Annotated in this window: 9 protein-coding genes; 5 read left to right on the plus strand and 4 right to left on the minus strand. The window is 70.1% G+C overall.

Features of this window, described 5'->3' with window-relative positions; genetic code table 11:
- Positions 1–146 precede the first annotated feature (146 nt).
- The 5 genes from FL311_RS33715 to FL311_RS33735 all read left to right on the plus strand — a co-directional run bounded on the left by FL311_RS33715 (position 147) and on the right by FL311_RS33735 (position 6,940).
- Positions 147–1,112 carry a hypothetical protein gene (locus tag FL311_RS33715; RefSeq protein ID WP_141331773.1) on the plus strand — a complete coding sequence of 322 codons (966 nt, stop codon included), beginning with the start codon at positions 147–149 and terminating at the stop codon, positions 1,110–1,112.
- Positions 1,113–1,139: 27 nt separating this feature from the next.
- Entirely contained in the window at positions 1,140–1,937 is a 798-nt protein-coding gene (locus FL311_RS33720) for a hypothetical protein (protein ID WP_141331775.1), read from the plus strand.
- Between the two features lie 37 nt (positions 1,938–1,974).
- On the plus strand, positions 1,975–3,507 hold the full coding sequence (locus FL311_RS33725) for a hypothetical protein (RefSeq protein ID WP_141331777.1): 1,533 nt from the start codon (positions 1,975–1,977) through the stop codon (positions 3,505–3,507).
- Between the two features lie 11 nt (positions 3,508–3,518).
- Positions 3,519–5,921 carry a hypothetical protein gene (locus tag FL311_RS33730; RefSeq protein WP_141331779.1) on the plus strand — a complete coding sequence of 801 codons (2,403 nt, stop codon included), beginning with the start codon at positions 3,519–3,521 and terminating at the stop codon, positions 5,919–5,921.
- 83 nt (positions 5,922–6,004) lie between these two features.
- Complete coding sequence (locus FL311_RS33735) at positions 6,005–6,940, plus strand: WD40 repeat domain-containing protein (protein WP_141331781.1); 936 nt, start codon at positions 6,005–6,007, stop codon at positions 6,938–6,940.
- Positions 6,941–6,949: 9 nt separating this feature from the next.
- Here FL311_RS33735 and FL311_RS33740 read toward each other — a convergent pair whose 3' ends face one another.
- From FL311_RS33740 to FL311_RS44360, 4 genes are all read right to left on the minus strand, one after another.
- Complete coding sequence (locus FL311_RS33740) at positions 6,950–8,095, minus strand: methanobactin export MATE transporter MbnM (protein ID WP_141331783.1); 1,146 nt, start codon at positions 8,093–8,095, stop codon at positions 6,950–6,952.
- Positions 8,096–8,111: 16 nt separating this feature from the next.
- A complete protein-coding gene (locus FL311_RS33745; protein WP_141331785.1) occupies positions 8,112–8,972 on the minus strand; it encodes an MbnP family copper-binding protein in 861 nt (286 codons plus the stop codon).
- Between the two features lie 447 nt (positions 8,973–9,419).
- Positions 9,420–10,391 (minus strand): hypothetical protein, encoded by a 972-nt coding sequence (locus FL311_RS33750; RefSeq protein WP_141331787.1) that lies wholly within the window; start codon positions 10,389–10,391, stop codon positions 9,420–9,422.
- A 221-nt stretch (positions 10,392–10,612) separates the two neighbouring features.
- Complete coding sequence (locus FL311_RS44360; protein WP_194869466.1) at positions 10,613–12,460, minus strand: PAS domain-containing sensor histidine kinase; 1,848 nt, start codon at positions 12,458–12,460, stop codon at positions 10,613–10,615.
- Positions 12,461–12,713: the final 253 nt, after the last annotated feature.

The following is a 12,713-nucleotide window of genomic DNA, read 5'->3' on the forward strand; positions in this document are numbered from 1 at the left end:
CCACCCCGACTGTCCACCGCCCGGAACTTTCCCGGTGCCCCCCTCCACGACCAACCCGGGCGCATCGGCGCGTATAGCGGCGGGGGCCATTCCACGCGGCTTTTCCCTGACCCGCCCGGTCAGCGGGAGCGCGCGCAAAGACAGCCATGAAACTCACCACCGCACTCTCCGTCGGAGTCCTGTCCACGTTCGTCTGGAGCGCGCCCGCGCTCGCGGAGACGTCCGTCGTGGACCTCATCTCACCGTCGCGCTGCACGCTCGGCGGCGGCCGGCTCACCCGCTGCGCCATTCCCACGCAGACGCTGAACGCCACGCCGTTCACCAGCGCCGTGCCGCTGCGCACCACCGTGCGCCGCGTGCTCACCGGCAACTGCTCCACCCAGTACCCGCTGGAGGTGACGCTCACGCCGCCGGGCAACGCCGGCACCCGCTACACCTTCCTGGGCACCCCGGAGCTCGTCCTGCGGGATTTGGACCGCGAGCTCATCGCCTCGCTGGAGCTGAAGGACTCCTCGCCGTGGACGAACGCGGCCGCGTTCAACGAGACGTGCCGCGTGTCGCTCAACATCACCTGGAACGAGGTGGACGTGGACTCCGCCGCCCAGGCGCAGTCCATCCTCCAGGGCCTGCAAAGCACGCTCGCCACCAAGGTGGCGCAGCGCGAGCACCTGGCCAGCCTGGTCGAGTACAGCGCCGCCTTCGACTACATGAAGACGCTGTCCAACAGCTTCCTCGTGGACCTCAACAACGAGACGGCGCACGCGCTGCACGTCCAGGCGCTGGAGGCCGGCCCCGTCATCTTCCAGGCGGCCATGGGCTGCGGCGGCGTGCTCACCCCCGAGGAGAGCATCACCCTCACCAACTTCTACTTCGTGCTCGGCTCGCTGGGCGACCCCACGAAGTACCACCACCCGGACGGCTCGCCCAAGACGCTCGAGGAGCTCATCGGCCCCACGGCGCTGCCCGTCATCCAGAAGCTCTCCCAGCTCTCCGCGGCCGGCGCCAAGGAGCAGTACCAGGCGCAGTACCTGGTCGCCGCCCAGGAGGCCGCCGCCGCCCAGGCCCAGGTCGACCTGGCCACCGCGCAGCTGGCCCCCTGGCTCAACCCCTGACCCCTCCTTTCCCAGGACAACACCCTCATGAAGACCTTCATCCAGAGCCTGTGCACCCTGCTGTTCCTCGGCGCCACCGCGTGCGGCGTCCCCTCCTCCATCGACGGTTCCGACGACACGGGCGCGTCGCTCGACACCACCGAGCAGCAGGCACGCTGCGAGACGTGTCCGGGCGGCGGCGGAGGAGGCGGAGAGGAGGACCCGCCCCCGCCCATCATCGTGCATGGCTATGAAATCGACCTGCCGCTGTTCAGGCCGTCGATGCTGCCCGCGGGCTGGTGCTACGTCTACGTCGAGGGAGGTGGCCACATCTGGCCGTGCAACGGCGCGGGCAAGGCCACCATGGACTGGCTCGGCGGCAACAGCGTGTTCCACGCGAGCCGGGACAGCTGGTACCAGGAGGATGTCTTCTATTACAGCCGGCTGATGACGCAGCTGCCCGCCACGGACGGCTTCGTGCCCATGGCGCAGACGATGGGCTACTACAGCCACCCGCAGGACCTCCCGGGCCTGGTGCGAGGCTCGGTGGAGCTGCTCGTCCCCAACCAGTGGCCGCTGCCCGGTGCCGCCACCAGCGAAATCACGCTCGCCCTGCAGGTCCAGGAGAACGGCGTCTGGGTGAACAAGGCGACCAGCCACATCGCCATCACCAACCTGCGCCAGATGCATGAGCTCCAGGCCGTCGTGTACCCGAACCAGGAGGTGCGCTTCGTGGTGAGCGGCAAGGCCCGCGCGGACCACGAGATGCGCTACCTGCTGTGGAAGGTCCGCATGTTCGGCGCCCAGTGCTACCCGGACTTCGCCAACGGCGGCGCCTGCCTCTAGTCCGTCTCCCCTTCTTTCCGAACCTCGGAGTCACACCATGTCGAGAAGACCCGCGAGGACCCGCGTCCTCGGTTCGCTGCTGCTTTGCCTGGGGGCCGCCGGCTGCGGCACCGACGCGAGCACGCCGCCCGCCGTCGAGCCCCAGACACCCGCCGCTCCCACCGAGCAATCCCTGTCGACCAGCGACGTCTGCGTCCAGATGTTCTTCTGGGGCAGGGACCGCAAGCTGTGCAAGCCCCTGGGCACCAGCATCGACACCCTCCTGGCCGACTTCCGCCCCCTGCAGGAGGCCATGTGCAACCAGGAGCAGAACGCCGAGCTGCGGCAGCAGTGCCTCGGCAAGTCGCCCTACGTCTTCGTCCCGAAGGGCAACCCCGCCGCGCCGCTCCAGTGGATTGCCGACGTGGAGAGCGTGCAGGCCTACTTCCGGCTCTCGCTGGGCGCCTCCATGACCATCTACGAGGAGAGCCTGTCGAAGATGGCGGACCTCGCCTCGGAGATGACCGGCCCGTCCGAGGAGGAGCTCAAGCGGCGGCGCACGCGCATCACCGAGCGCCGGGGACAGCTGGGTGAGAAGCTCAAGGCGCGCGCGGCCGCCGAGCAGGGCACCGCCAAGGCGGACCTGGCCGAGCAGCGCGAGCTGCTCTCCGCCTACGAGGCCACCTTCAACGCCTACCAATCCGCCGTACAGGCCCTGGCGCCCGCCATCACCGACGTCTACGAGGACTTCGTCACCTACCGCGGCACGGAGGCCGCCGTCTTCGCGCAGCTCGAGGACATCGCCCAGCGCGCCTCCACCTCGACCATCGCCCAGATGGGCCCCCTGCAGTTGGAGCTGGTGACGCTCGCCCGCACCGAGAGCCAGCGGCCCCAGGAGCTGTGGATGGAGTCGCGCCGGCTGGGCAACGCGCTGTCGCAGCTCCAGACGCTGCACCAGGCGAGGCTCGCGCACTACGCGGACTTCATCACCCGGCACGCCATCCCCCAGGTGAACCTCACGGAGCGCTCCGGCGTCATCCTCAACAACATCGCCGGCTACTCGGACGCGCGCTACGCCCGCGTCGCGGAGGTGGTGAAGAAGCTCTTGCAGGGCCTGACGGCGCGTCAGACGGCGCTCGTGGCGGCCCAGGCGGACCTGGCCACGCGCCAGACGATGGCCAACGCGGCCACGCTGAAGGCGTCCCAGGAGTTCCTCGCCAGCGCCAACGCGCGCACCACCGCGCTGTGGCAGCTGCCGCCGCGCAGCCAGACGCTCAACCTGTTCTTCCTGGCCACCAAGCACGTGGACTTCGAGAGCATCCTCCAGTTGGAGCCCCTGTGCCTGCACGTGGGCCCCAACGCCACGGGCTGGATGGAGTCGGGCTGCATCGCGCTCCGGCGCCAGTTCACCAGCGCGCGCAACTACCTCAACACGACGCTGCCCAACATGGTGCGGCTCAACGTCACCCAGATGCGCCGCGCCGGTGTCACCGAGGCGCTCCTGGTGGACGTGGAGACCCACCTCAACAACGGCAACCTGCGCCAGGCCGTGCTCTCGCACGACGTCGCGCTGCGCGCCTCGGACCTGTGAGGACCCCACCCATGAGACCATTCCTGTCACGGGCCCTGGCCCTGCTGCTCGCGGGCACGGCCCTGGCGCCCGACGACGCGGACGCCACCTACCGCAACTACGCCATCGCCTGGAAGTCCACGTCCTTCCGCAGCCAGGGGAGCTGCCAGGTCACGACCGGGCTGGCGCAGGAGGGCCAGGCGAACTTCTCCGTCAACGCCGTCCCCCTGCCCACGTACACCGCGCCGAACCGCTACGTGCTCTACGGCAACGGCGACGACTCCAACATCTTCACGGCGGGCTTCAACGCCACGCTGCTGCGCTGGGGCGCGAACCACTTCTACTTCGGCGCCGCCGTCACCGGCTCCACGCAGACATGTGTCATCGCGGATGACTTCGTCACGCTGGAGACGGGCGGCCTGTCGGCCCGCCCCCTCTTCATGGTCAAGCGCCGGGGCACCCACTTCGAGGGCGAGTCCTCGGTGATGCTCGACCTGAAGGAGATCAACCCCGGGCTGTCGGCGAACCTGGAGCGGCTGGAGCAGACGCTGCACGACCGCAAGGCGCAGCTGCTCAGCCTCGGCGGCGACCTCGCCGCCGCGCAGGCGGAGCTGGACCGGCTCGCCGAGCTGAAGGCGGAGATCGACGAGCTGTCCAAGCGCCCGCTCGACTCCATCACCGAGGCGGACCTCAACGACATCCTCTCGCGCTACGGCGACATCGACCCGCGCGTGCGCAGCGCGCTCCAGCAGCTGCTGCGCGACTTGAAGAAGGACCTGGAGGCGCTGCGCACGGAGCTGACGCGCATCATGGACGAGTTCCGCGGGCAGCTGGGCGGGCTGGATGACTGGCTCGCGGGCACGCCGCCGCCGAGCGGCCCGGACCTGGGCGACTCCAGCACCTACCAGCCGGGCAAGGACGCCGAGGACATCCCGGACGTGGAGCTGCCGGACCTCAACGTGCCCGACGACTTCGACCCGGACAACGACCCGTACCTCGCCTACGCGCAGCAGGTGCTCCAGCAACTGGAGACGACGCGGCAGAACGGCGCGGTGGTCAACCGCTCGGGCTTCATGAGCATCACCCGCTCCTGGCGCCAGAACCAGGACATCTTCGAGAAGGCCATCCAGGGCCGCGGCTCGGCGGTGTCCCAGGAGGAGGTGGGCGCGTTCATCAACGCCCGCACCCTGGTGCTGAACACGGTGCGGCAGCACATGGACGAGGAGGGCTGGTTCCTCGACACGCCGGTGCGCCCGTCGACGAAGGCGCTCATCGAGTACCTGCGCGGACGCGCGGACACCCGCAACCAGGCCGACGGGCTGCAGGCCAACCTCAACCTCTGGCAGGGCGCTTCGCCCACCGCGCAGCAGGACGCCATCCTGGAGACGCTCGACGGTCTGCGCGGCGGCTGGCAGGCGGTGGAGAACGGCGCGATGGCCGAGGACCCGAACATCATCACGCGGCTGTTCGGCATCGGCGAGGAGGCCCAGGTCATCATCAAGGAGGTGGCGTTCTTCGGCCTGGCGCTGACGCCGGTGGGCGACTTCATCGACCTGTGCGAGGTGGTCACCGGCTGGGAGCACTGCATCCCCGGCGGCAGGCGGCTCGAGGTGGGGGAGCGCATGTTCTCCGGCCTGGGCCTCATCGTCGGCAGCGGCAAGTTCTGGCGCGGCGTGGCCGACGCCGTGGCGCCCCTGGGCAAGGCCATCGCCAACGAGTGCGAGACGCTCATCCGGGCCTGGAACGACCTCCCCGACAACTTCACCCGCATGCACATGGTGCAGGCGCTGGGGCCCCAGGCCATCCCCCACGTGGGCGGGCTGACCGGCAAGGAAGTCAAACGCATCATGGTCAACGTGGGCGAGGAGCACGTCAGCAAGCTCGCCCAGCTCCTCAAGAAGAAGGGCCTGCGGGAGCTGGAGGAGATGAGCATGCTCAGCCTCCCCGCGCTCAAACGCCAGTACGCCCTGACGCATGGCCAGGCGGTCAAGGCGCTGGGCACCATGCCCGGCAAGACGGTGGCGGAGCTCAAGACGCGGCTGCAGCAATTGAACTTCACGGAGCTGGCTCCGGCGGGGTCCGGCAACTGGGTCCACGTGGATGGCTCCGTCGTCCGCATCCAAGCGGCCACCCCCTCCCGGCCCGCCTACTTCCGACGGGAGATCGCCGACCCCGCGGGCAACATCAACCGGGATGCCATCGTGGCCAAGGTGACGGGCGCCAAGAAGTTCGACGACGACGGGTATCCCATCGACGAGGACGTCTTCAGTCCGCCCGAGTGGACGGACTCGGCGGGCGCCATGCTCCAGGTCCGCAACTGGTTCGCCGCGACGATGAACGTGCGCCCCGACGAGGTGCTGAGCAAGTACCCCGACGCCATCAACGAGCTGGAGAAGGTCTGGATGAAGCAGACGCACTTCGACCTGCTGCCGTAGTGCGATGATGAATCCCCGGGCCATCCGTGACACACCACGGGTGGCCCGGGGCCTTCGTGTCTCTTGTATCGGGAGTCCGCCGAATGACGCAGGTCCTCCGTTCCGACAATGGCCCGCGCTGGATTCAGCGCTCCCGGCTGGGCACGCCCGCGCCCGGCCGCGTCGAGTTCCAGCAGGTCGCCTTCTCCTCCGACGGCGAGCTGCTGGTGGCGCTGGAGCACAAGGGCGGCGAGCGGCTGCGCTGGTGGCGCTGGCGGCAGGAGCGGCAGCTGGGCGAGGTCACCGTCTCCCAAGGCGTGGCGGTGCAGGCGCTGCCCTCGCTCGGCGGCCTCGCGGTGACGGACGCGCGCTTCCAGGTCGGGCTGTACTCGCTGGAGGACGGCCGGCCGCTGCGGCTGAGCCGCGTACCGGACTACGAGGTGCGCGGTCTGGAGGTGAGCCCCGACGGCACCCGGCTGGCGATGCACGACCTCACCGGCAGCGTGCTGATGTGGGACACGCGGACCTGGACGTCGCTCGGTCAGCTCCAGGGGCCCCAGCAGGAGGTCGCCAGGCTCGCATTCTCGCCGGACGGGCGGCTGCTGGCCGCCGCCTGCCTGCGCGGCCACGTCGTCGTCTGGGACGTGGCGAGCGGCAATCCCATCCTCGTGCACGTGGAGGCCGACGAGCAGTTCGTCTCGGTCGCCTTCCATCCCGCGGGCACGGAGCTGGTCGCCACGACGACCGGCCCGCGCATCCAGCGCTTCCGCCTGAGCGACGGGGGCCTCGCCGGGACGCTCCGGGGCCCGGTGGCGGGCTCGAGCCAGGCGACCTTCAGCCCCGACGGCGGACTGCTCACCGTCACCCGGTACGGCTTCAGCGTGCTCGACGCGCGGACGGGCGCGCGTGTGTTCCGCCACGAGGTGGACAACGACTTCTACGCCGCCAACGCGGCCTTCAGCCCGGACGGCACCGTCATCGCGTGGGGCGAGGACGACGGCACCGTGGGCCTGTGGGGCCTGCCTCCGGAGCCACGCTGAACACGGCCCCTACTTCCACGGATTGGAGAAGCGCGGGTCCGTGGTGAAGTCGGTGTCCGTGAGGCTCTTCAGGAAGGCGATGAGGTCCTGCTTCTCCTCGTCGGACAGCTCGAAGGGCCGCACCAGCGGGTCCTTGTTCGGGTTGTTGCGCCCGTCACCCGCCAGCGGCCCCTCCGTCACGTTGCGGCCACCGGACGTGTAGTGCTCGATGACGGCCTCCAGCGTGGGGATGCTGCCGTCGTGCATGTACGGCGCCGTCAGCTCCACGTTGCGCAGCTGCGGCACGCGGAAGCGGCCGTGGTCCAGCGCGTCGTGGGTGAACTCGAACAGGCCCGGGTTGTCCGGTGGGTACGCGCCCTTGCCGTCCAAGTCGTACAGGCCCGTGTTGAAGAACTGCGCCACCTGGGGCTTGGTGTCCTTGGCGCGGAACGAGTTCGAGAGGTGCCGGCCGCTGTGGCAGTGGTAGCACTCCGCCCGCTCGCCGAAGAACAGCTCCATGCCCCGCCGGGCCGAGCGCGACAGCGCCGCGTTGTCGCCCTGCAGGTAGCGGTCATACGGCGAGTTCCCCGACAGCAGCGTGCGCTGGAAGGACGCGAGCGCCTTCACGATGGAGCCCTGGCTCACCGGCTCCTCGGCATCCGGGAACGCCGCGCGGAACAGCTCCGGGTACTTCGCGTCAGCGCGCAGCCGCTCGAGCGCCTCCTCCAGCTTCGGCGTCAGCCCCAGCTCGGTGGGGAACTCGTTGAACAGCGGCACCAGCGCCTGCGACTCCAGCGTCTCCAGGAGCGGGTTGGCCCAGGTGTACGTGCCCAGGTAGGCCACGTTGGCTAGGCCCGGCGAGTTGCGCGCGACGTGGTCCCCCGTGGAGCCCGTGGGCGTGGCCTTGCCGTCGGAGAAGGCCCGGGCCTGCTCGTGGCAGCTCGCGCAGGACATGGTGCCGTTGCCCGACAGCCGCGTGTCGTGGAAGAGGTGGCGCCCCAGCTCCACCTTCTCCACGGACATGGGGTTGTCCTCGGGCACGAAGGGCTCGGGGAAGCCCGCGGGCAGGCTCCACGCGTAGGCGGGCGGCGCCGGACGTCCCGGCTCGTCACCTCCACAGCCCGCGGCCGACAGCAGGGCCACGGCCACGCTCAGCTTCCCCGCACGCGAAGACATCAGCCCGCTCCTTCTCTCAGCGCACCTTGAAGAACGTCTTCGGCAGCGCCTTGGGGGTGCCGTCCGCGTTCAGGCCGAACTGCGACAACAGCGGCGGGCACTCCGGGTCCGTGGGGCCGGACATACAGCCGGGCATCATGTCCGAGCCCGTCGGCGTGCGATTCACGTCCAGCTCCGACAGCAGGCCCGCGACGTCCAGCACCACCTGGTTCGTCTCCGGGTCGAAGCCGTCCAGCGCGACGGTGGCCTGGTTGGCCGCGCCGCACGTGTAGCCATCCGCGTTGGAGCCCTGACAGCCGGACGCGCCCAGGTGGAAGTAGTAGGCCGCGTTCTGCTGCGAGCGGATGTCCAGCTTCACGAACTTGTAGCCGCCCTGCCAGCTCCACCACATGTCACGCACGTCCAGGGGCGCGGGCTCCACCTCCACGTCCAGGTGGTTCCTGTCCGGGGGCAGGCCCACCTTGAACTCCAGGCCCGTGTAGTCGTCGTGCTCGGGCGCCGTGCCCGTCACCTCGCGGTGCGTCCCGGGGCTGCCCGTGCGGCAGGTGCCGGTGCCGTCCTCGAAGTCCAGGAGCGCGATGGCGTCACGCTGCCACTGGCCGTCCTGCGCGAGCTTCAGCGCGTGGCGCTCGCCGTTGGCGCGGATGAGGGTGACGTCGCGCACGTACATGCGGAAGTCCAACAGCTCGATGACGCCGCGCGACGTGCCGATGTCGGTGAAGCTGGTGGTGCACGACAGCGCCTCCTGCCGCACCTGCGGGCTGAAGCGCACGGTGTACGCCTTGGGCTCGACGTCATCGTCTCCACCGCAGCCCTGGGCGGCGAGCAACAGGGCGGGCAGCAGGGCTCGCGACAGGGGCTTCCAGACGGCGTTCATCGAGATGACCTCCAGGACGGTGACTCAGCGATGAGGCATGGGTACCAGCAAGGGGAGACCCGCCGGCTGTGGCATGTTGTCGCGGCGGGAATGCCCGCTGACGGGCGCAAGTCCCAGGCGCGCTAACGCCGCCGGAATCCGGACATATCGCGGCCCCTGCCCGCCGCGCCCTCGGGTCCCCCTCGTCCTCCCGGCGCACACGTCCGCCCGCCTGGTCAGGAACCAGGGGCAGCCGACTCACCGGTAAGGGGGACCCGGGCTTCGGGGACCTGGGGGAAGTCCCTCGCGAAGACCTGGGCGTGCGAACTGGGGGAGGGTTCGACTCGTGCGTCCGGGACAGACGCTCGGGGTGCTGCTTCATCGGGAAGGGGGAGGACACCCGGGGTTGGGCCTCACGCTTCGGCGCGGCGCGGGGAGCCGCGTGTCATGGGCGTGTCGCCAGGAAGCTCACTGGCAGGTGCCGCAGTCCGCCTTGCAGCTGTCCGGCGTCACGCCCGTGCCGCACTTCTCGGAGACCTGACAGACGCCGTCGCCGCAGCGGTAGATGTCCTGGGGACGGATGCGCGTGACGAGCGGCTTGTACTCGACGCCGTTGTACGTGCAGCGCGAGTAGTGCGTGCGCGTCGCGTCCAGCTGGCAGTGGTCCAGGCAGGAGCCCACGTGCTGGATGGTGGGCGCGCACGCCGCGTCGCCGCTCCACGACGACAGGCCGCAGGTGCGCACCGTGCTCTGGTCATAGGCCAGGTAGTTGGCGTCGTTCGCCGCGAACAGGCCCGCGCCGTTGAACAGGTTGCCAAAGAAGCACGCCTCCTTCTGGCTGTAGGTCTGGACCTCCTCCGTCGTGGTGGGGATGCTCACGTTCGTCGCGCCGCGCCCCTGCACGGAGATGTTCACGTGCACACCGAACTTGTTCGCGTGCGCCGCCAGGCACGCGGACACCACCTGCTGCTCCGCCACCGACGCGGGCTGGTTCGTGGTGGACCAGGTCGGCGCCAGCCCCAGTGAGCCGGGCCACGAGTACGTCGTTCCGTCATGGGTGTACGTCAGGGTCTGGGAGGACGACAGAGCGCAGCGGGCCACGTAGCGCATCAGCTGGTCGCCCGCCGCCGGGTTCGAGCTGAACCATGTATTGAACAACCCGTTCGTCGACAGCCCGTTGGTGGAGAGCCCGTTCGTCGACAAGCCATTGGTGGACAGGCCGTTCGTCGACAAGCCATTGGTGGACAGGCCGTTCGTCGACAAGCCGTTCGTCGACACCAGGCCGTCGTCATGGGTGGCCACCGACTCGCTCGGGTCGACGCCGCCCAGGCCCTCGGGGCCGCAGCCGACGGCGCCGGCGAGGAGCGCGGGCAGGGCCCACGCACGGACGAGACGGGACGAGAAACCACGAGACTGGGAACGGATGAAGGACAAGCGCATGGGACAGGCTCCGCGTTGGGGGTCACCGCGGCACCTCCGCGGCTGAGACAACGGGTAGTCCCTGTCGCCAAGGGTGACAGGTGTCCTCACGTCCAATTCCTGGGAGGAAGTCCTTCGCCAGACAGCGTCAGCGTGAGACGGCTGACGCTTCCGCCGTGTATCGCCTCGCGGTGGACGGTGATTCACCGCCCGTGACACACCGCGAGCCGTGCGTGAAACATCTACCGGCTCGCGCGTCGCGCGTCGCGCGGGAGCGTCACGGTGAAGGTGGTGCCGTCCAGCTCGGAGGAGCGCACGTCCACGCTGCCGCCATGCGCGTGGACGATTTCCCGGACGATGAACAGGCCCAGGCCCAGCCCGCCGCGGCGCCGGCCCTTCTCTCGCGCGGCGCCCGCCTGACGGAACGGGTCGAACAGCGTCGCCAGCTGCGGCGCGGGGATGGGCGCCCCGGGGTTGTGGACCTCCACCACCTGCCGGGTCTCCAAATCCAGACATCGCAGCAGCACGGGGGCATCCTGGGCGCCGTGCTCCAGGGCATTACCCACCAGGTTGCTGAGCACCTGCGCCAGCCGGTCCTCGTCCCAGAATCCGTCGGAGCGGCCGTCCACGTCGAAGGCGATGTAGCGGTCCGGATGCACCGCCGACAGCTCCTCCACCACCTGTCGACACACGTTGGACAGGTTGGCCGGCGCCACCTGCAAGGGGATGCCGCCGGACAGCCGCGCGCGCGTCAAATCGAGGATGTCCGAAATCATGGTGCCCATGCGCTCGGCGCTCGCCTCGATGCGCTGGGCCATCTGCTGTTGGGTGGAGCTCAGGGGCGCGCGCCGGCGCAGGGCGCGGGCGGACAGCGTTATCGCGTTGAGGGGGTTGCGCAAATCGTGGCCGAGAATACCGATGAAGCGCTCGCGGAACTCCGCCTCCTCCGCCAGCCGCTCCAGCGTGCGCTTGCGCTCGGTGATGTCCATCATGGAGCCAATCATCCGCACCGGCCGCCCGGCCGCGTCACGCGACAGCACGCCCCGGTCCAGGACGTGGACCCAGCCGCCGTCGTCCTTGCGGAAGCGGTACTCCGCCTGCCACGCGTCCTCGTCGGACGCGATGAAGTCGTGCAGCCCTCGCGACACCCACTCGCGCTCGTCGGGGTGCAGCCGCTGGGTCCACCACGCGAAGTCGTGGTCCGCCGCCTCCGGGCCGTAGCCGAACAGCTCCTCCTGGCCTCCGTCCCAGCGCACCCGGCCCGTCTCCAAATCACAATCCCACAACACGTCATGGGTGGCGCGCGCCGCCAGCCGGTAGCGCTCCTCCGCCTCGCGCAGCACCGCCTCCGCCGCCTCGCGCTCGGTGCAGTCCGCCACCACCCCCACCATACGGAGGGGCCGCTCCTCCTCGTGGAAGCTCTGGCCCACCGCCTCGTACCAGTGCGTGGTGCCGTCCTGGTGACGGCAGCGGAACTTGAGCGAGTACGCGCCGTCCATCGCCAGCGCCTGCTCGATGCCCCGCGCCACCCGGGGCCGGTCCTCCACCACGACGCAGGACAGGAAGGACGGCAGCGAGCCGCCCAGCGCGCCCGGCGACTGGCCGAAGAAGCCCGCCGCGTCCTGGGACCAGGTCACCACGCGCCGCGCCTCGGTCCACTCCCACGCCACCATGCGCGCCTTGGACAAGGCCTGTCGCAGCAGCTCCTCGCGAGCCAGCGCGTCGCGCGCGGCCTCCAGCGCCGCCTCCGCCCGACGCCGCGCCTCGCGCTCGCGCTCCAGCGCGCCCTCCACCACCGCCGGGTCCTCCCCCTCCGGCTCCAGCAGCCACAGCACCAGCCCTTCCGCCTCCCTCATACCCACCACCTGGAAGCGTCCACGCAGCCCGTCGCGCGTCAGCCGCAGCGTCGCGGCCAGGGGCACGCCGGACGACGCCGTGCGCACGCACGCCTCCAGGTCCACGCCGCCCAGCCCCTGCTGGGCCCAGCGCGAGACACACGAGGGCACGCCCCAGTCGCGCACCAGGTGCTCCGCGGCCGCGTTGAGCGACGCGCACTCGAAGTCGAGCACCTCTCCCGAGCTCCCCCGCACGGCCTCCAGGCGGATGCACGGTGCGGGACTTGCGGCATGGAGCGACCGTGCCAGGGCAGGCCCCGGCAGCGACGACAGGCTCACCATCGACTTCCCCCCCGGCGAGCAGCACCCCTGGAGCCCACGTGCCGGGACCGGGGCGCGCACCGCGCGTTGGCAGAGAGTGCCATGTCCGAGGTGTCGCGAACTTGTCCTCGGGTACAGCCCTTCCCGCAGTGCTCACCCGTAAGCATTGCGCTGGCGAGAGACACTC

This window comes from Myxococcus sp. AB025B, assembly GCF_006518215.1.
Taxonomy (GTDB): Bacteria; Myxococcota; Myxococcia; order Myxococcales; family Myxococcaceae; genus Myxococcus; species Myxococcus fulvus.